This window comes from Enterococcus phoeniculicola ATCC BAA-412, from assembly GCF_000407505.1.
Classification (GTDB): domain Bacteria; phylum Bacillota; class Bacilli; order Lactobacillales; family Enterococcaceae; genus Enterococcus_K; species Enterococcus_K phoeniculicola.
In genome coordinates, this window is the sequence record NZ_ASWE01000002.1 from 494,661 (window position 1) to 516,060 (window position 21,400).

Here is a 21,400-nt window from a genome sequence, read left to right on the forward strand (position 1 = left end):
CAATAATTGCACTGATGCCTCATAAATCTACCATTTTTTCCTTAATGACTCTTTCTTTCTATTAGAAACTTCTGCAGATATTAGGAACAGGAGAAAACAACAGTTTTTTATGGAGGGACAATCATCGTACTTAACTCCAAAATGAACCATAGCTGTTCATATTTTACAATCCACGTTTCCAACACTTATCTACATTATTAGTTTGAGGTTCATTGATAAACAACCTCAACAAAACGCCACAACAATAACTGAACCTCTACGTTCACTATTTTTTTGATATCTGGCGATAAATAAATTGATTTTCTTATTCAACTTAGTAATCCGTCCAAAACACAAAATAGACCCGTATCCCCACACGAATGTAGGTTTACGAGTCATGTTGATAATATATGCTTTTTTGAAGTGGTACAACAAATGATACTGAAAACAACGTTGCTGTATTTCCTTTGTTACTTGTTCATTCACTCCTCTCGTGACATAGCAATTTTCTTGTATATCGAACATTTCTTGATTCTCCCTTAAACACAAAAATAGCCCAATCACCGATATAGATGATTGGACTTCTTAGTAATAATATATATTTGTAAATAGAGATAAGTCGATGAAAAATGCAATACATAATTTTCCTACGAACCGTAATTCCAATAGTTTACACAGAATAAAGTGTTTGGTATTAAAATAACTAATAGGTAAATCTCTGAATCAAACAACCTTCTTTGTAAATTTTACTGGATTTTATCTTGTTGTAATTGGTCGCAAAGCACAGTGCTTCACGACAAGTTTTAAAGTTTTTTTCTTCTTTTGTTTTATCCCTATTAACACAAACTACCAGATACTTCACTTTTTCCCTCCTGCTTAAAAGCGACAAAAAACAACTACCTTTTCTTTCGGTACTTTTTTGCTTAATTTACTTTAATTTCTGACGAAGGTACAAAAATGGACAAGACTTAATAATTACTTGATGACCAAAAAGGTGGAAAACATCGCATTCTCCACCCTCACTTTATAATAGCTTGAACTTCTCTAACGCATACACGATACCATCATCATCATTCGTTTTGGTCACAAAATCAGCGATTGCTTTTACAGAATCATTAGCATTGCCCATGGCTATGCCCGTTCCAGCCGCTGTTAACATCTCAATATCATTTATTTCATCACCAAAGGCAATAATGTTCTCAGTTTTTATTCCTAAGTTTTGTGCAATAGTCAGCATTGTGACTGCCTTCGACCCTTGATTAGGGACGATGTCAACGAATGAAGGATGCCAACGAACAAAACGAAAATCTGAAAATTCTCTCTGTATTCTTTCATCAAGCTGCGGGTCATAAAATGCCAGTCCCTGATAGATATCATTTTTCAAGTGGAAATCTGGCAAATAGTCAGGGATTTCTGCACCGATAGAGCGCATTGCTTGTTCCATTTGAGAAACTTGAAACGAGGATATCCGACAAAAATGATCTAATCCAGTTAATGCAATATCAATCTTTTGTTTCCTAAAATGGGTAAGTAGAGTCTTTAATTTAGTTTTTTCCAGTGTTCTCTTAAACACCTGTCTATCGTTAAGAAAAGCAGCAGAGCCATTGCAAACAATATAATCTTTTATAGTTAACTCATCTAAAATATCTTTGATGAGAAAACGACTTCGTCCTGTTGCCAACATTACCGTGTGTTTTCTTTGTAAGTAATCCAATGCTAGCACCGTGCTTTGAAGTAACTGATTTTTACTTGTTAGCAGAGTTCCATCAAGGTCAAAAACGAATAACTTTTTCTCCATGTCTTTCCCTCTTAACTCTCTGTCTCAAAAATCGAATCATCAAATCCTAAAATCCAGGTTGCCACAAAGGTCACTACAATCGTAATTCCAATTGTACATAAGGCCAATATAAAATTCGTATTTGACCCATCAGGATTCATAAAGATTGGTAACGTAAAAAATGATGGTGGCGCAAATGAAAAGATTTTAACATTGGCGATGGCACAAAAGATCCCGTTTGCGATACAACCAATAAAGGTCGCATAAAAAGGCTTTTTCAGCTTCACACTGATTCCATAAAGAGTGGGCTCTGTAATACCGCTTAAAAATGCCGTAATCGCACAGCTAGCCGCAAGCTGTTTTAAATTACGTTTCTTCGTTTTGAACATTACTGCTAATGCCACCGCGAATTGTGAGAAGTTCATCCCAATAAAAGCAATCAGAAGCATATTGTCATAGCCTAAGTTCTCAAAGTTTGTCAAAATAATTATCGGAGTCAAGGCGATGTGCATCCCCGTCATGACTAAAAGTGGAGCAAAAGAAGCTACTAATAGAATTGCTAACCAACTTGCGTGACTATAGATCAAAGTTAGAATACTTCCGATTCCTTCACCCAATAAGAATCCTGCCGGACCAGTAATACACAAGGCGATCGGTAACATAACCACCACGATTGCAAAGGGTTTAAAAACATATTTGGCCGCATCTGGAACATATTTGTCAGCTAGTTTTTCGACGTATGACAGAACCCACACGCTTAAAATGATCGGCAATAAACTAGAAGAGTAGTCCACAGCTGTCACAGGCAAGTAAAATAAATCAACAGTTCCACCTTTTTGAGCGAAGCCTAGAATATTCGGATGTAAAAACAGTCCTCCTAAAAATAGCGCATAGATCGTATTGCATTTAAACCTCTTCGATGCGGTGTAAGCCAACATCAACGGTAAGAAATAGAAAACGACATTGGCGGCGCTATTTAAAATTACATAGGTCGAGCTTTCCTGATCCATACCTAATCGAGTCATAATGACCAGAATTGCAGAAATAAATCCGCTAGCCATAATCAATGGAACTGCTGGGCTTAAAATATCGGATAATACGTTCAAAATCCGATTTGGAACCGATCCTTTTTCTTTCATTTTCTCTGTCGAACTTTCTATATTGTAGAGTTTTTGAATATTGTCATAGATTTGATTAACGGTATTGCCGATGACGATCTGCAATCCACCCATGGATTTAACGATACCTAGTACACCAGGAATTTTTTCAAGCTTTTCTTCGTCTGCAGCTGCTTCATCCTTTAAGTTAATCCTCAATCTGGTGGCGCAATGCCCCAGTGAAGTGATATTGTCTTTACCTCCCAATGCACGAATGATGTCATGTTCTAAAGCATATTCTTTTGAATTCATTTCCTTTTTTTCCATTGGTATCTCGCCTTTCTCAATATCCAATAGAAGTGTCTCACGATCTCCCTGTTCCAATTCGTTAACCTCGATTATCTTATAATCTGGTGTATTTAGGATTACTAGTGGGATGATGGGATCATATCCTCGCTCCTTTATTTTCACTAAATCAAAACGCATGATTAGATCCCCTGTTTTAACACGGTCATTTTCTGAAACTAGCGGCTCCAAAAGTTCTCCATTCAGATTAACTGTATCAATTCCTACATGAATCAATACCTCACAACCCTGATCACTTTTCAACGTAATCGCATGTTTCGTCGGAAATACACTGACGATAACCCCATCAAAAGGAGCATAAATTTCTCCTAGATTTGGTCTCATTGCCGCTCCTTTTCCCATCATCTCCTCTGAAAAGATCGGATCTTTCACTTCGCTTAATGGAACAATCTCTCCTTGTGTAATCCCATGAATTTGCTCTTTTTCACTCATCTCAATCTAGGTCCTTTCTTTTTCAAGTAATCCGCGTACACATTGGTCCTTCAACGTTCTCTTAATGATAATAATAGCGTTTGTCCTTAGCCAACTCCGCCGAAGTTATGGGCAAAATAGTAAGGGAATTAGGCTGATTTCTTTCTTAGAAAAGGCCTCGTTTTTGAAAAGGCAAAAAAATGACTGTCAGATTTTGTCCAATAAAAGACCTGAAATATCTCTAGACGAATCAAAGATATTTCAGGTTATGGATTATTCCATTGTTACATGCAAATAACGGATTTCATGAGGCTTTAAATGAATCGAAAATTGTAGACGATTATTCTCAACTTTTACTTTTGTGTTTAACAGCCGTGGAGTACTGATGCGATGCAAATAGTCCTGTTCATTCATACTCAACTCTTTTAAGTCAAAGCGACTCCATTCCTCTTGAACACTACCATGTGCACGGTTTACCACACGTGATTTTATGATATAACTGCCATTTTCGACACCGTTAATATCGATATTCAACGATAAGGATTCATTGTCCTCAAAAAAATTGGACAAATTTTCTAGTTGAATTTTACTCTCATCCGTCAGGTAGTAATTGAAATTTAATTTACGATAGTTGTGACAAGCAAGGCGAAAAGAACCTCTCGTATTTCCTGTAACAATGCAATGTTTTTCTTTGTAATAGATATCTTCATATAGTGAATGTAGAAATTCAAGTGCATAAAAGGCTGGTTTCGCTACTCCTGTCTTCGTAAGTAAACCACAGCCTCCAAAAAGGAATCCCTGAGAATCCTGAAGATCCGCATAGATATCCGTACCTAGCCAATGTCCAAACAACTCGGCGCCACCGATTGTTGAGATCATATTTTGAATCAAATAACTCCCCTTCGCACAATGGTCATTGACTGGATTTCGATTAGAGAGTGTCAGACTATACTCTGAAACATGGATCGGCGTCTCTGGAAATGCACTTTGTGCTAATGCTTCTTTGACGACCTCTAAATTATGTTTGATAAAGAAAATATCCGTTGATTTTTTTTCGTAGTAATTATCTGATTCCTTTTCTAATTGATAAGGATAACAAGTAATCGTCAAGAAATTAGGTTTCTCATCGTATTCCTGCCATAGGGACAATAAATCGCGAAAGCCTTTATTTCCATAATGCTGCACTGGAAATCCGCCACCGCCGATCTTAATATCCGGTAAAATTTTTCTCATGGTTCCAGCGATTCTGTCAAAGTTTGAAAAATAATTGCGATGCACTTCTTCCGTTTGAGGCGAATAATTATAGCGTAAATCTAGAAAAGCAATGTCTTCTTTTTTCCAGTATTCAAAATACCATTTTTGTACCTCTTCTGAACCATAGCGTTTAATAAAGTGCCGAAGCAATTCTCTGAAAAAGCGCTGCATTTCTTCTGGTGAATCAAAATCTTCATTTCTCGGAATCTCCACTAATGCATCTTGCGTATTTTTCAATAGTCGAATCGGTTTGAACCCCAGTTCGATATAAGGTTTCAGCTGATTCTTGACGAGAAAATCTATCGCTGTATCCAGCTTACTAAAGTTTAAATTTTCCTTTGTCGCATGAATATCTAGATAAAGATTGGGATCATAGATGTCCCAAAAACGTATATATTCTGCCCCAAGCTTATTTTTTAAATAAATGATTTGTTCCTGAAAGTCTGATTTAGTTAAATCAATCGCTGTCCCAGCATTGATTAGCTTACTATAGTAGCTGGTCTGCTTGTAAGCTTTTTGATGATCCAAAATAAATGAGATGTTTCGATCATGGCTTTCTTCCCCTTGTTCGTCGGTTATCTGATTTTCATTTAGATAGCTATTAAGTTTCTCACGCAGTTCCTCTTCATCTTGAGTATGCTGTTCTTTTTTTTCTGTCGTCACGGCATTTTTCCGAAACAAGGAGGGTGTCATATCGTAGGCTTCTTTAAATACTTTATTGTACGCAGCAACACTCGCAAATCCGTTATCCATAGCGATTTTCATAATAGACGCGTCCGTATAGAGCAAATCAGTCATTGAATGTGTCAGACGCACCGAATTGACCAGATCTGTAAAACTAACGTTGCATTTCTTCTTGATGTATTTTGAAAGATAAGCCGTTGAAAGAAAGAAATGATTAGCTAATTCCTGCAGTGTAATGCTCTTCTGATAATTCGTTCGAATGAATTGGAAAATCTCTTCCATTCGACTATCATTTTTCTTCTCTGATTGATAACGAACATTTTCTGATGTCAGCAAAAAGTTCTTAGAAATCACATGAAGCAGCTGATAATACAAACTCATTCTGTAGATTTGATTTTTCTGATTTGTCACAACCTGCTGATTAAGAATCTGGTCGATGATTTTTCTCATCTCATCATAAGACTCGTTTTTTTCTAACGTGGAATTACACCAAAACAGAATCATATCTTTAGTTAATAATTCTTTTACCTTGCTGTATGAAATAACAAAACGAGCGAGAAAAAGATCATCAGATCCTATGTAACGATGCTTGCGGTTATAATTAACAATGATCAAATCTTTTTGCTTTAACTGATATTCTTCACCCTCGACTGTCAGTGATAATTCACCATTTAGCACATATAATAACTCGAAATTTTCGTGATAATGAATTTTTGTTTCTGCTTGAGTTGTAAATTCAACATCCATTAATACATCTGAAGAGAGGTAATCTTTTTCCATCTTTTCCCTCCTAACTCTTGTTCATTCATTATAGCAAACCGGTTTCATTTCGTTAACCAGAGTATAAAAGACTTGCTTAGAGAAAGAAGCAGTTGGTAAAATTATTATCAACTGCTTCTTTTTAAATTAGCCTTTTACTGCATCTACTTTATCAATTTCAGCTTCCTTTGATTTGGTAATCAAGTTGATCGCCACGAAAGAAGCGGCAGCAATCAATCCAGTAGCACCAAAAGTAATAAACCACGTACTGATTGATGCATTGGCAGATAACAACAACCCGCCCAATGTCGGTCCAAAAATTCCACCTAAACGCCCCACGCTATTCACCAAACCGACCGCTGAAGTACGCAACTCCTCTGGATAGTGTTGCGAAACAAAAGCATTAACTAAGCTATGCGCCGAGAATAGAAAGAAACCAATTAAGAAAACAAAGAGGTATAATACGATGATATTGGTTTTTACACCCATCAGCATCAATACAACTGCTCCGATTCCATAAATTGCTGGTAAGAGGACCTTAAAGCCTTTGCGATCAGCTACTGCGCCCCAGACAACCGTACCTGCGATCGTTCCTACATTCAAGAAAATCGAGAATGCTAAACTAGAACCTAAGGAGAAGCCATTTTGAACCATCACTCCCGGCAACCAAACAATCACTCCGTTAATGAAAAGCAGCCCCATAATATAGATGATACAAGCCAGTAACGTTACGAGAATGAAACGACCGTTAAATAGTGCGAAATACGATACTTTTTTCTCTGGTTGTATCCCTTCAGCACTCATTGTTTTCAACTGTTCAAGATCAATCTTCTTCGTATAATCCTGATCAATTCTTTCTAATACTTTTTTCAGCTTTTCTGTTTCTTGGTGTTTTACTAAGTATTGGGCCGATTCTGGTACAAGTTTAATAATGAAAACTAGGAACAAAATAGGAACGAAAGCCATCCACAACACCGGACGCCAACCCAAACGCGGCAGTATTACAATCGCTAATAGAGAAGCAATGATCGAACCAATTTGATTTCCACATAGAGCAATTGCTACTGATTTACTTTTGCTGCTCTTTGGGGCATATTCCGACAGCAATGATATTACTAACGGAATCACCCCGCCAAAACCAACACCTGCTAAAAATCGGAAAATTGCGAATAATACCGGTGTATTTACTACGGATTGTCCAAAGGTAAAGACACAGAATATCAAGACTGAACCGATCAAGACCTTTTTTACACCTAAACGATTGCTGATGATACTTAAGATTACTGCACCAAACATCGAGCCAAATTCAGATAGACTGCCCATATATCCTAATACTGTCGCATTCAAGTTCCACTCAGAAGTGATGGAAGTGATAATAGAGCCATAAGCTGTTGCACCATACCCGGTAAAAGCAATCAGAAAAACACCTAAAGCAACCAAGGTGACATGGAATTTTCCGAGTTTACTATTATCAATAAAGTTACTTACTACATTTTCTTGCATGTTTATTCCCCCTTAAAACTAGACCTTTGCTTCCACAGATGACTCAAATGTCACACTTGAGAACGTTTCTGCAGACTTCCAGCAAGCTTCCATGACTTCCAATACTTTACGAACTTCTTGCGGTTTAACTAATAGTTCTGCTTTGCCATTCAGAGCAGCAAAATAATTTTCAAAGAATTCAATATGTTCTGTCTCAACTTTTGGAATATCTTCGGTGACGATCAACCCTGGTTCCGGTACTCCGAATGAACGCGTAGGTCCGTAGGATTTCGCTGATTTGTCTTGATCCTCATTCACGTTTTCCAATAGTTTTGTTGTGCGAACGATCTTGCCTTCTGGATCAAATTTGTTGGCATACATACTTCCCGTATTGCCGCCCATATACCAATGACGTTCAAACCATTCTTTTTGATCAGATAAATAATACGTACCTAATTCAATCTCAGCGGTCACACTATTTTCAAAGCGCAGTAGAATATTAAAGTAATCATCAACTTCTTTATTAATTACATTGCGAATATCAGCAAACACTGCTTTTAACGGGCTTTCCATCATGTACAAAATCTGATCGATCAAGTGAACGCCCCAATCATAAAGCATCCCTCCGCCTTCCGCTTTGTAAACGTGCCAATCGTGCATATTGCCGTTATATCCATATAACGAACTTTTGATCGTATAGACATCACCCAAAGATCCCTCTTCGTAGCATTTCTTTACAGTTTGGAAATCCTTATCAAAACGACGTTGCTGATGAACCGTTAAGGTAACGCCTGCTTGATCAACGGCTTCCATCATTTCGTCGAATTCCGCCACACTCATAGCAGCAGGCTTCTCACAAATAATATTCATTCCTGCCCGTGCGGCTTTGATGACTAATTCTTTGTGTTGGTTATTATTTGCCGAGATGATCACACCATTGATATCTGATTCCTCCAAAAGCTGATCAATTGTTCCATAGGTCTCGATTTCTGGATAAATCCCGCGTACTTCTTCTAACCGTTGCGGGTTTATATCGCAAACCGCTACACAGTCCACATTCTCTAGGCTTTTCAACGTTCCCACATGACGGCGACCGATAAAGCCGTAGCCAACTACTGCATATCTGTATTTCATGATAATTCCGTCCTTTCTTTTTCAAAAAAGACGGTCAATCCCTGACCGCCTTATTCAGCTTATTCCATCGCTAATTTGATTGTCTGGTTCCCGTCCGAAGCTTGATAGATCGCATCTAAGATTTGTGTAACTTTGAAAGCTTCACTTGGCTTCACACACGGCTCGCCATCTGTCAAAATCGCATCAATCCATTGCTTTGCTTCCGCCACACCAGCTGGTTCATTGACTCCTTCGAAGTAATCCACTAAGGCTTCACCAGATAAGGTTTCTTCACTCATTTTTCCATGACGAGTATGATTGAACCATAATTCCGCATTTTCGTAGCTGCCGCCATATTTGATTTCGGCACCTTCTAAAGTCCCACAAAGCGTCGTTGCTGCTTCTCTGGCATCCATATAGTTCAATGCCCACGATGCTCGCAGGTTAATCAACGCACCATTTTTGAATTTGATAAAGCCCATCGCTGAGTCTTCTACTTCAAAGGTTTCAGTATCCCAAGCGCCATAGGTATTGCCTTCCGCCGCTGACGGTAAGTTACCTAATTTATAGAAGACTTGACCGCTAACGCTATCCACTTCGTAGTTATCCATACACCACAATGTGATATCTAAGGCGTGCGTGCCAATGTCAATCAAGGGACCGCCACCTTGTTTGGATTTGTCTGGGAAGACGCCCCAAGTAGGTACAGCTTTACGACGAATTGCATTCGCTTCTCCGTAGTAAATATCTCCTAAATCTCCAGCTTGACAGGCCTTTTTCAAGACTTGCACATCGTGACGGAAACGATTTTGGTAACCGACAGTAAATTTCTTGTCGCTCTTTTTCCAAGCTTCCATCATTTTACGCGCATCTTCTGTGGTCGCTGCCATTGGTTTTTCACATAACACATGCTTATCAGCAGCGAAGGCTGCTACTGTGATCTCGCAATGAGAAACATTTGGTGTACAAACATGGATGATATCAATACTTGGGTCCTTCAATAATTCGTTATAGTCTGTGTAGATTTTGACATCCTTCAGATTATGACGCTCGGCAGTTGCTAACGCCTTTTCTTCTTCGATATCGCATAATGCCACGACTTCCGCTTTATCTGCTACTTTTTCTAAGGATGGAAGGTGTTTGTTGTTACAAATACCTCCTGTTCCGATAATACCGATTTTTAGTTTTTCCATTTTTCTCTTCCTCTCTGCTACATGGTCTTAACCAAATTGAATATTCACTGGATTATTTACTTGAATTTCTGAACCTGTATTTGTCAGTTTTCCATTGGCTTCATCGACTAAAAATTTATTGATAGTCCCTGAACGTTGATTCACTACATATATATGATTACCCGCTAAATCAAAATTAATGCTGCGAGGTATCGCTCCGCCTGAAGAAACGATTTCGATCAATTCCATTTTTCCGTTCTCGCTCAAACGGTAAGCTGCAATGCTGTCATCACCGCGATTTGAGACATATAAATAGTTACCGGATTTGTGTATTTTTAGATCGGCTGTTTGATTATGAGCGAAGATATCAGTTGGATCGTCCTTTGGTTGATAGTTATCCGACACTGTAACTGCACGTTCCAAATGATTCATCTCGCCTGTCTTTGAATTAAAAGAGTAACTATGGACTGTATGGTTTTGCTCACTGTTACAATAAAGAACTGGCTGTGTTGGATGAAACGCGATATGTCTTGGCCCAGATCCTTTTTCTGTTTCTTGAGCCCAGATTTCGTTCAAGGTTCCTTCTTCGTAATCGATCTTATAAACATGAATCAAATCACAACCCTTATCTGCACAAAGCAGATAGTTTTCGGTTGGATCGAGACAAACACTATGAGGATGACTTGTCCATTGGAATAACGGCAAATCGCTAGAGCCTTCCAACACTTTCAGTTCACAGCACTCACTTAGACTTCCATCTGCATTAATTGGAAACATCGCGATACTGCCTTCATCAAAGAAGCGTTTGGCTACATATGTTCCTTGTTCTGTTCGCACACTGCGAGTAATGACTTCTTCATGATTGCCATGATTAGCCGCAAAGGCGTATCTGTTTTGACTATCTACCGTAATATAGCAAGGATAGGCTCCAGCTGAAGAGACTTCATTCAAAAAGGAAAGCTTTCCATCCTCATCTACCGAGTAAGAAGCGATACCTCCGCCATTTCCGTGCACGCCACCTAAATCTTTGCGCTCATCCGTGGCATAGATATAGCGACCATTTTTAGCAACCGCCATACTGCCGACATTGACATCTGGCGTTACTTTGCTGACTAATTCAAACGTTTTCGCATCATAGGCCTTGATCCCGCCATCGCCTGCTTCAGGGTTATTCACGCCTTGAATGTCCGCGCCCCACGCGCCTACATAAATGATTTCTTGTTTATTCATCCTATTCACCAATCAATCTTTTTAGCATTTCTTGATGTCTTCTCACTTGTTCGATTTCACTGTTTAATTCTTTTTCGGTCCGATCTTGGTAGTAACGTTGACCTTCGTACTCCGAATTGATATAGCCTTCATAACCGTTTTCCTTCAAGAACTTGATTGGCCCTTCGTAATCAATGGCGATATCCTGGTATTGACCAGGTTTTCCAGGAATTTCAGACATATTGTAGAATTTACCGTGGATGCTCACGATGTAAGGCATGATCGCACCTAAGTCCTCTGGTTTCGTTCTAGAAAGCAATAGTGCTTGTGACATGACTTCAAAATCAATATCTGTATAATCTGGCACATTGTCACGGATCATTTGTTGCATTTTTTTGAAGGCTGGCAATAAATCAGCTGGTGCTTCATCATGCTTCAAATAGCGATGGAACAAAGATTGGACATTCCCTGCACTATATAATGAAAGATCAATTTCATTTAACTCATTGCTCTTGCCTAGATGATTGTCCATACATAATTGAACAACTAAATCACAGCTTTCTTGTTTGGCTCCTTGACGCATGTACCATTCCAACGCCGCTTCAGAAGGGCGAAAAGCGAAGATGCCCCAGTCAGGAACGAGTCCTAAATGTTTGGTTCCAGATTTCTTAGCGTATTCCACAATCTCATTGACATACTGACCATTGATCGGAATCGGCGCATGGATCTCTTTGCCTAATTTGATGTCACATTCTTCCGCGACAGGCAAGGCTTCGATCATGATTTCAACTGGTGTAGTTGCTAGTGTCCGAACATTTTTGAAGCCTAAGCGTTTCGCCAAGCGAATATCATTTTTCAAACGCTCTGCTGATTCTGAATAACTCATCACATGATCACGAAATTGCAATACATCATGGAAAACATCCATAGTCACAGGAGTCGTCTTGTATTTATCCATCCATTCAAACCATTGATCGAAAAATTCCTCTGGCGGATTTGGATATTGTCTTAGAGACATCTCATCTAAAATCTCGATTCCATCCGCTCCAAAAAGATTTGTGCCAACTTCTTTGACCTGTCCTTCTAAATCTAATTCTTTAAAAAACTGCGTTTGTTGGTAACTGTAAAATGAAACGCCGCGTTTGATTTTTCCCATTACTAACTGCTCCCTTCTATGCTTGTAATTCCAGTTCATATTTTACGATATTACGTGTCTTATCTGATCCTGCGCCGGAGCCCGGAACTGGAGGATTTTTCACCCATTCTTCATCTGTTGGCATGTATCCGTATGCAGCCAGAACAGATTGCTGAAAGGCTAAAATGTGTTTCCCTGGAGTTAATCCACCTGGCTTTTGCACATGGACGATTCCCTCGTCATCGTAATCCCAGTGCTCCCAAACAGCTTTTTTAATTTCTTCAAAATCACGAGGTTCTTTTCCATTGATTTCAAAAGTCTGTAATTCTCTTGGGTATTCAGTGTCATCTACTTTGATATAGTAGCCATTGTGAAGGGATAAAAATACTCCTCGGTAGTTAGCGTTTCTTGCTGCAAATTGAAAGCCCACGATATTGCCATCTTGGTCAACATCGTTTTTCAAACTGTCTTTTCGAATTAAAAAATTATCGAACATCTAAATGTCCTCCCTTTTGTTATTTGCTATACTCATAATTTAAGCTATTTTGTAAGTGCGCTCCATTTCATTTTTACCCATTAATACTGCAATTTCACTCTTCTTTTTTTATCCCGACTAAACTGCTTCTATGAAAAGACAAAATTTAACTATCATATTTTGTCTTGTCCGTTTATGAGCACTCTTTTTGTCACAATCTTTTGTTTTCTTTTTGTCATCTTAGTAACGTTTCTTCCATAGTCAGTATCTCATTACTAGACAGATACGAATAGACAGCTCCGTAGATTCCCGCATCATTTCCGAGTTGCGCTTTACTTACATTGTAGTTTCCACGAATCGCCGGAAAAATGAATTGATCAATTTTTTCTTTCAATGGAATTAACAACGCGTCACCGGCTCCAGATAACCCGCCGCCGATCACTACCTCCTCCGCATCAACCGTATTCATGATTCCAGCGATGGCTTGACCTAAATAATTTACTGTAATCGTTAAAGCAGTCATGGCCTTTTGGTCTCCTGCCTCAATCCAAGTAAAAACATCAACCGCAGAAAGATTTTCTTGATTCTCTTCCATCATATTCTGCATCGTTTTTACGAGTCCATTTGCAGAAGCGAAAGTTTCCAAGCAATTTGTGTTCCCACAGCCGCAGGTTCTTTGTTCTTGCGAATAAATAGGAATATGACCAATTTCACCGCCAGAAGAATGAACACCATTAATCACTTTTCCATTTAGAATAATTCCTCCACCGACGCCTGTCCCTAAAGTAACAAAGACCAAATTAGATTTTCCTCTCGCAGCTCCCTTCCACATCTCACCAAGAGCTGCCGCATTCGCATCGTTTAAAAGTACAACAGGAATATCTAATTCCTTTTCAATCGCCGATTTCAACGGCATGTCTTCCCAACCTAGATTCACTGCACGAACGACTATCTGCCCATCAGGTGAAATCGGTCCGGGAACTCCGATACCAATCCCAATAATTTCTGCTTGCTGATCGTTTTGTTCAAGCATCGTTTGTTGAATACTTCGAACGATGTCAGTCGGTATATTTCTGCCATTTTCAGTGATATTGGTTGGGATTTGCCATTTTTTATGGATCTCTCCATAAACATCGATCAAAGCCAACTTAATCGTTGTTCCACCTATATCAATACCAATCATTTGTTTAATCATTGCTTTTCCTCCTAAAAAAGAGAACGAATACTTCGTCCTCTTCGCTAAAATTCTCTAAATAATGAAATTTCGTAAATACTTCGTACTTAAGGTAACAGACTTTTTGACGTCCTCATAAGTTTTCTCAAAAGCTTTATCTTCTACTTCAATACACGTATACCCTTCATAACCAATATCCGTTAAAGCAGACACATATTGACCCCAATCAACATCACCTAAACCTGGTAATTTCGGACTCATGTATTCTAACGGTGTAGCCATCACGCCAACGTCAGCTAACTTATCAGCATATACTTTGATATCCTTGTAATGAACATGGAAAATTTTCTCTTTGAACTCATACAAAGGATGAATATAATCGATTTGCTGCCAAATAAAGTGGGATGGATCGTAATTAATCCCAAAGTAGTCACTATCAATTACTTCAAATACTTTTCGCCAATTACTAGGCGAAGTCATAATGTTTTGCCCTCCCGGCCATTCATCTTCAGTGAAAAGCATCGGACAATTTTCGATCGCGATTTTTACTTTTTTCTCTTCAGCGTATTTAACAATTGGATTCCAAACTTTAGCTGCTTCCTTCAAATTCTCAGAGACCGATTTACTTTGCATCCGCCCGACAAATGTCGTAACTAAATTGATGTTCATTAAGCTCGCTGCATCGATCAAGGTGTACAAATGATCGATCGCTTCTTGGCGTTTTTCTAAATTTTCATCTAACGGATTTGGATAATAAGCTAAAGCAGAGATTTCTACCTTCTTTTGCTTACAATAGGCTAAAATCTCTTCTGATTTTTCTTTGGTTAAATTTTTAGTGTCTATATGCGAAACACCCGCATAGCGACGCTCAGCTTTTCCCAGTGGCCAACAAGCAACCTCGACGCAATCAAGACCATTTTCTGCTACGATATCAATCATCTCTTCGAAATTACTTTGATCAAAAATCGCACTGACGATTCCTAATTTCATGATTTTTCCTTCTTTCTGTTCTTTCATACCTTTATTCTAATGTCCTCAAACTGTTAAAGCATTGGAAGTTTTATTCAATATTCATTGAAATATTTGTCCTTATTTTTGTTCTGAAAATGATTCATTCCGTATAGAACAAAATTTAATAGTTAAATCTTGCTTTGCGGACAAAAAAAGCAATCAAGCAAAGTCGCTTGATTGCTATAAGAACTTATTTTTCCACAACCGTATTTTCTGGAATCACATTTTCTTTTTGTTTAAAATGTTTAGTTTGAATATTAATTAACGTTATTGATATAGCGGCAACAATACCTGGTATCGCAAAAACCAAAAACCACATAGTGATTGAGACATTTGCTGTAAGCAACATTCCACCAACGATTGGCCCTAACATTCCACCAATTCGACCTGTCGCATTCGCAAAACCTACTCCTGTAGTACGAATTTCGGCTGGATAATATTGAGACGCAAATGTATTCATTAATGAATGTGCCGAAAATGCAAACATACCGATTAAACCAACAAACAGATAAAGAACCAAAAGATTTGCCTTAATCCCCATACCAAACAAGCTGATTGCTCCAACAGAATAAATGATTGGCATCAACACTCTAAAGCCAACTTTATCTACCATAATTGCCCAAAGAACGGTGCCTAAAAGCGTGCCTAAATTTAATACCACGGAAAACGTTAAGCTAGAGCCTAATGCATAGCCATTTGAGTTCATAACCTGTGGCAACCAAACGTTCACACCGTTAATGGTAAGTAGCCCGCAAATATAAATTAACGTAATAAGAACTGTTCCTAGTGCATATCGCTTGTTGAATAACTTTAGGTAAGAAACCTTTTCTACGTTTTTTTCATCCTCAGCATCAAAAGTAATCGTTTCTTTAGTTGTCTCCAATACCGCTTGATAATTAGGATCAATTTTAGTTAATGTCGCGTTTAATTTGTCTGTTTGGTTACTTTGAGATAAAAAACGTGCTGATTCTGGAATCACTTTAATGAAGACAGGGATTAGTAACAAAGGTAAAATAGAGAGCCATAATACAGGTTTCCATCCAAATTGTGGCATTACATTCATAGCCACTAATGGAGCTAAGATTCCTCCAATTTGGTTTCCACAAATAGCAAAAGCAACCATCTTTGCTTTGTTTGCTTTTGGGGAATATTCCGTTAACAAGGAGATAACGATTGGAGTCGCTCCCCCACTGCCAACACCAGCCATAAATCGACAAATCCCAAACATTAACCCACTATTAGTGAAGGTTGCACATACAATGAAAAAATTGAAGATAAAAATAGATACGATTAATAATTTCTTTACTCCAAACTTATCTGCTAAAAAACTTAGTAAAATGGCCCCTAGCATCATCCCAAACATAGCTGAACTTCCAATAAAACCAACCTGTGTCGTACTGATATTCCATTCTTTGATAACTACCGGTACGATAGATCCGAAAACTGACAACTCATACCCAGAAAACGTGATGACAAAAAAGCCAATAGCCAACAATACTTTATGAAATCCATTAAACTTGCTGTTATCAAGAAATGAATTTAATACTTTTTGATTCATCGAAACCCTCCATAATTATATTCTGATATCAAACAAATCCCTCCAATAAGACCAGTTACTATTTGGCCATTATTGTCTCCACTGAAGCATTAAACAAATCCGTTCAGTTGGAATATTCCTACTGCCTCCTTTTTTGTATATAGTCAAATTTAGTCTTTTTGAGATTCTCTAACTATATTTTTTTTACACAAAACAACTGTTTAAGAAAGCCTTTTACAAAAATAGGAATTTAAAAGAAAGAAAAAGCGCAAGATTCAGAATATAAATGAGGATTCGCGCTTAGTAATTAGAAGGCGTGCTAGTTTGACAAAAATAATAATACAATATTACTTTAAGATAATATCAGCATTTGGTTTCATTAACCCATAAGAACAAATAACTAAGTCTAATTCGGATACTAAAAAAGCCCTCAAATTATCCAGTACTAGATAGATAATTTAAGAACTAATTTGTTTTTCTACATATTTTAATTATTAAATAGGTGATGATTTACGTAGTTAATTTAGCAGAAATTTTTGTATACCAAAAAAATATCATCATTTATGGTACGTCTCGTCTCGCCTAATCCGAAATAGCTTTTTGATTTATCTAAAAAGTCTTCTTTTGAATCATATCCGAGAGGACCAATTTTCAAAGATAATCCAAGAAAACTTATAGTTTTTGTCAAAAAAAGTATTGTCATTCCATATAGATAACAGTAGTAATAATTATTGTTAACAAAGTCTTATCGTGTTACCACAATGATAGTGAAACAAATCTTAGTGATATTGATTTAGTCCCATATATCTATGTAAAAGCTATTCCCTTTTAGAAGTTATATCATCATATTTTCCAGTAGCTAAACAACTCATTATAATTACTCCTAATACACCGCCTAAAAATACCCCTAATAGAAATAGTAACATAATAAGACCTCTTCCCTTTCAAATCTCTTCTGTTGAACTAAAGTCATAAAACATAATTTAGATAAAAATGATCATTGCTTCCATCAAAGAAAGATAGGCCAACTTAAATAGACCTACCTTTCATGAAAACAAATTACACAAAAAATGAACTGATGTTTCAAAAATAAATCATTTTCGGATCTCAAAATTTTTCAATGCTAAAAATAGTCTGATCAAGCACTCTTGGTAGCAATCTTCGTCAAATTTTCCATTTCTACAAGATTCCTTAACTAATAAAGGTTTAAAACTATTAACAATTTGAGCAAACGCCTCCTCATCATTCTTTTGTACAAGAATAACGAGTTCTACTAAAGATTTCACATCATGCATCCTCCATTAACTTATCACTCAAATGATATCAGGAGTGATTTAGGAGGATCACGAATCATATAGATTGTTAGGATTAGCGCATTAATCGCTCTCGAATCTTCTTTAAAATACGTTGACGCTTTTTTGTTGCTGCTTGTCTGGTAAGGGATAATCGAATGGAAATTTCATAATCTGAATATCCAAGAATATATTTCTGGATTAGTAGAGATTGATCTGACTTAGATAATCCCTGAAATTCAATAGCTAAGTCAAAATTAGAAAAATCTATTGGAAAATTTTTATATTCTACCGTTATGGTTTCTTTGGGGAAAATAGATTGTTCTTCGATTAAATAATCAAGAACCTTTTGCCCAGGAATAAATTCAACATTTTTTTGCCTGCTTTTTTTAACAAAATAATTAATTGCGGTATTATGAACTGTTTTTTGAATATAACTAATAATTTTAGCTTCGTAATTTACACTATCAAAGTTCTGATTCATCGCTGTCACTTCTTCCCTTGAAAATGCGAAAGGAAAAAGATATACGGACAAATTAGGTTTTGAGTCTGTATTGCCAATATCCTCTCATAGCACGTTCAACGGGGAGTGATTCATCTCGATTAATTTTTGGAAGAATATTATTTACTAAGTTTCGATAATCAGGAACAACATCACACATTTCCGTCAACTTACGATATACTTGTTTAGATGATAATGGCTTGCCTGACTCTTTCAAAATTGATGCAATAATAAACCCATAATCTTTGTAAGATCGATGAAGTTTGCCGATTGTTTTTCGCTGAGTAAAGAAATCCTGAAGCTCTTTTTCATTTTTTATATTTATTGGCTTCACTTCACGATGTAATTTTTCACTAGTTTTTTTCGTGATCTGATTGTCCTCTAAATGAATTAAGTATTCTTTTAAATCATAATACTGCCTTGAAAGTTCCCTCCTTTCCTCCATCAACAATTTCAGCTGTTCGTACACTCGACATTTTTCATCACGAATATCCATATTCTTTCTTCTCCTTTCATTACTAAAAACAAAAGGACCATATGAAACTGGACACTCAAATCGAAAATTCATCTAAAACAGACAAATTTTTTTCCTCAACTTTTTCTAGCAATTGTTACTTTACTTAAATCATCATTAGTGCCCAGGTAATACCATCTTTCTTAAAAAGTGACATAGGCTACCCTCATTCCTCGATAATGATAAACACATTTTTCCTCACTCATTACACTTCTATTCAGTCTTTCAAACTTAACTTCTACTTCAATGACAATTACATTACTGGATATCCTATTTTTATATGATTTTTTTCAATATCCATAATTTTTGATCTCTCATTGTTGCAATCATTTTGTTGGTACCACGATTTCATACTGCATAAAACCCAAACATCTTCTTGCACCAATTCCTTCATTACCTTTTTCCCTGCTTAGGTGTCACAAACTCTCGATTTTATTATTTGATAGATAACTTCACCTATTTTTATTACACCGACAACTTTTATTCAGCACGATAAGAGATTTAAGCGATAAACTGATATTTGTGATCGACACTTATAAAGTCGAAAATACTTTTTCTATTTTTGATTATTTCATCAATAGCAAATAGATACCTATATCTTTTTCGCATCAACAGTTGCCTTCTAAAATCTTGAAATCTATGTATTAGATAACTAGACAGCCAGCCTAGTTATCCTATTGAATCGCTTCGAATTGTAAGACCATCTTTATATCACATCATTTATAATTCCCCAAGTAAACTACATTAATTTAGACACCACTGATAATTACTAATCTAAAAAAGTTCTTTTATATAGTTTAAGAAGTCCTGTAGTAACATATATTTTTTGTGTGAGTCTTTAATTAATCGAATATCATCAACTATATATATATACTCAATATTGGGATTTGTTTGATTTGTAGTCGTCCCAAATAGAGAAATTATCTTGGCTAACATAAGGTTCTCAGTATCAATTCCTAGAATGGATTCGTATATAAACCTTTTATTCATCAATATGTCATCATTGTTGTGCAAATTATAATAATCAATCATTAAACAAAAATGCTTTATATAAACGTCTTTGGTAAATTCATCGCTTAAATCTAGGTATTTTTTACATAGCTTATCTACCATGTCATAATTAACAGGTCTAGTTCCATAGATATATTTATATAATTCTAAATTCTCTTTCCAGGAAATGAAGAAATAAGATAAGTAATTCAATATAAATAGCACATACGAATCTAAAGGGAAATTCGTAGAGTCTTGGTTATTCTTCTTTACAATCAACTTATTCAAACAATCGATAAAGTTTTTCAATTTGTAATCAGAAGAATCCCATTTAATAAAATTATTTTGGAAAAACAAGGCATCTGATGGTGATGAAAATTTGAGTACAATATTTGTAAGACCTAGATATAAGTCTCTAATTTCTTTGTCATTAGAATTGTTTTGTCCTAAATTTTTCAATACAGTAGTTCCTATTTCTACGAACTCTGTATCTAAATGAAAAGGATAGTTATCGTAGGGTTTTTTCCCTGTAATAATTACGTTTTTTTTCTTTAAAACATATCTCCAATTCAAGCAAGTTAATATCCAATTAGCAAAAGACATGATATTTGATGAACTAGCAATTATCCCATACTGAGCAAAAATGATATTCACTTGTCTTCTTAATAGATTCTTTTCAGGATTCATATTTAGGTTCTCGCCCAACTTATTGGATAAGGATATTAATTCATAGAGTACGTTCTTTATTGTTGCTTCGGTTCCTTTTAAATGAATTATCTCGTCAAGAGCAATTGAAACATGGTAAGGCAATAAATGTTTGTTAAGCGATCTTATGACTTTGTATACTTGTGGTACGCTGATAAATAAATTTTGAGCCAACTGAGGTATAGTGTTTATATTGGATTTTATGAGTAAACTTTCTAAAATTTTATACCCCATATCATTAAGACTATAAAAATCGATTATTTGTTCAATGTTATAATTATTTTCAATTAAAACAGCAAGGTTGTTTTGTATTTCAATATGGATATTACCATCCAAGTCACTGTTTATTTCCTTAATTAAATTTCTGATAGTAACTGTACTAACGGTTGTTTGCTCACTAAGATTCTTGAGTGAACAAGCTTCAGTTTCTTTAAGAAACAGCATTATTTTACAAATTTCGACTTTATTTTCATTTTTTTTTCCAAAATAAAAAGCATCTAATACCTCCATATATTTTGAGCTATTGTTTACAGGACCGATTAAGCACAAATGATTCTTCAATATCGTAAACGAGATCAAAGCCACCTTATTGACAAAAAGATATCTCTTTAGTTTGAACTCGTTAGCAATCGCTATTAATTCACAATACTTCTCAATCACCTCTCTAAACAGTCTTAATTTCACAAATGCAATCAAAAGTATACCGTACAAGAAAAATATTTTCAGCCCTAGAAAAACTACTTTTAAATGCTCTTAAACATC

General features: G+C 36.4%; 18 protein-coding genes. All 18 read right to left on the reverse strand.

The annotated features are described in order from the left end of the window. Positions 1 to 225: 225 nt before the first annotated feature. The 18 genes from I589_RS09070 to I589_RS09150 all read right to left on the reverse strand — a co-directional run bounded on the left by I589_RS09070 (position 226) and on the right by I589_RS09150 (position 21,334). Entirely contained in the window at positions 226 to 504 is a 279-nt protein-coding gene (locus I589_RS09070; protein WP_010767748.1) for a hypothetical protein, read from the reverse strand. Between the two features lie 499 nt (positions 505 to 1,003). Beyond that, positions 1,004 to 1,777: an HAD family hydrolase gene (locus tag I589_RS09075; RefSeq protein ID WP_010767747.1), complete on the reverse strand. Its 774-nt coding sequence runs from the start codon at positions 1,775 to 1,777 to the stop codon at positions 1,004 to 1,006. A gap of 11 nt (positions 1,778 to 1,788) precedes the next feature. Next, the gene (locus tag I589_RS09080) at positions 1,789 to 3,651 is read right to left on the reverse strand and encodes a PTS sugar transporter subunit IIABC (protein WP_010767746.1); all 1,863 of its coding nucleotides are present in this window, start codon (positions 3,649 to 3,651) and stop codon (positions 1,789 to 1,791) included. Between the two features lie 252 nt (positions 3,652 to 3,903). After that, positions 3,904 to 6,348, reverse strand: coding sequence for a GH39 family glycosyl hydrolase (locus I589_RS09085; protein WP_010767745.1), 2,445 nt, complete (start codon positions 6,346 to 6,348; stop codon positions 3,904 to 3,906). A 126-nt stretch (positions 6,349 to 6,474) separates the two neighbouring features. Then, positions 6,475 to 7,830: an MFS transporter gene (locus I589_RS09090; RefSeq protein WP_010767744.1), complete on the reverse strand. Its 1,356-nt coding sequence runs from the start codon at positions 7,828 to 7,830 to the stop codon at positions 6,475 to 6,477. An 18-nt stretch (positions 7,831 to 7,848) separates the two neighbouring features. Then, positions 7,849 to 8,943 (reverse strand): Gfo/Idh/MocA family protein, encoded by a 1,095-nt coding sequence (locus I589_RS09095; protein WP_010767743.1) that lies wholly within the window; start codon positions 8,941 to 8,943, stop codon positions 7,849 to 7,851. Positions 8,944 to 9,002: 59 nt separating this feature from the next. Beyond that, positions 9,003 to 10,115: a Gfo/Idh/MocA family protein gene (locus tag I589_RS09100; RefSeq protein ID WP_010767742.1), complete on the reverse strand. Its 1,113-nt coding sequence runs from the start codon at positions 10,113 to 10,115 to the stop codon at positions 9,003 to 9,005. Positions 10,116 to 10,142: 27 nt separating this feature from the next. Continuing rightward, positions 10,143 to 11,324, reverse strand: a complete 1,182-nt coding sequence (locus I589_RS09105) for a lactonase family protein (protein WP_010767741.1) — start codon at positions 11,322 to 11,324, stop codon at positions 10,143 to 10,145. Between the two features lies 1 nt (position 11,325). Next, on the reverse strand, positions 11,326 to 12,498 hold the full coding sequence (locus I589_RS09110; RefSeq protein ID WP_211215219.1) for an apurinic/apyrimidinic endonuclease family protein: 1,173 nt from the start codon (positions 12,496 to 12,498) through the stop codon (positions 11,326 to 11,328). Continuing rightward, entirely contained in the window at positions 12,476 to 12,934 is a 459-nt protein-coding gene (locus tag I589_RS09115; protein ID WP_010767739.1) for a C-glycoside deglycosidase beta subunit domain-containing protein, read from the reverse strand. The genes I589_RS09110 and I589_RS09115 overlap by 23 nt, the downstream gene beginning before the upstream one ends. Before the next feature lie 214 nt (positions 12,935 to 13,148). After that, entirely contained in the window at positions 13,149 to 14,108 is a 960-nt protein-coding gene (locus I589_RS09120; protein ID WP_010767738.1) for an ROK family protein, read from the reverse strand. 54 nt (positions 14,109 to 14,162) lie between these two features. Beyond that, positions 14,163 to 15,077 carry a sugar phosphate isomerase/epimerase family protein gene (locus tag I589_RS09125; RefSeq protein ID WP_010767737.1) on the reverse strand — a complete coding sequence of 305 codons (915 nt, stop codon included), beginning with the start codon at positions 15,075 to 15,077 and terminating at the stop codon, positions 14,163 to 14,165. Between the two features lie 211 nt (positions 15,078 to 15,288). Next, a complete protein-coding gene (locus I589_RS09130) occupies positions 15,289 to 16,656 on the reverse strand; it encodes an MFS transporter (protein ID WP_010767736.1) in 1,368 nt (455 codons plus the stop codon). A 797-nt stretch (positions 16,657 to 17,453) separates the two neighbouring features. Further along, the gene (locus I589_RS18790; protein WP_010767735.1) at positions 17,454 to 17,561 is read right to left on the reverse strand and encodes a DUF3789 domain-containing protein; all 108 of its coding nucleotides are present in this window, start codon (positions 17,559 to 17,561) and stop codon (positions 17,454 to 17,456) included. Between the two features lie 168 nt (positions 17,562 to 17,729). Continuing rightward, positions 17,730 to 17,921: a helix-turn-helix domain-containing protein gene (locus I589_RS09135; RefSeq protein WP_010767734.1), complete on the reverse strand. Its 192-nt coding sequence runs from the start codon at positions 17,919 to 17,921 to the stop codon at positions 17,730 to 17,732. Between the two features lie 82 nt (positions 17,922 to 18,003). Then, a complete protein-coding gene (locus I589_RS09140) occupies positions 18,004 to 18,411 on the reverse strand; it encodes an RNA polymerase sigma factor (protein WP_010767733.1) in 408 nt (135 codons plus the stop codon). 52 nt (positions 18,412 to 18,463) lie between these two features. Continuing rightward, a complete protein-coding gene (locus tag I589_RS09145; protein WP_010767732.1) occupies positions 18,464 to 18,925 on the reverse strand; it encodes a hypothetical protein in 462 nt (153 codons plus the stop codon). Between the two features lie 792 nt (positions 18,926 to 19,717). After that, entirely contained in the window at positions 19,718 to 21,334 is a 1,617-nt protein-coding gene (locus I589_RS09150) for a helix-turn-helix domain-containing protein (protein WP_139242884.1), read from the reverse strand. Positions 21,335 to 21,400 lie beyond the last annotated feature (66 nt).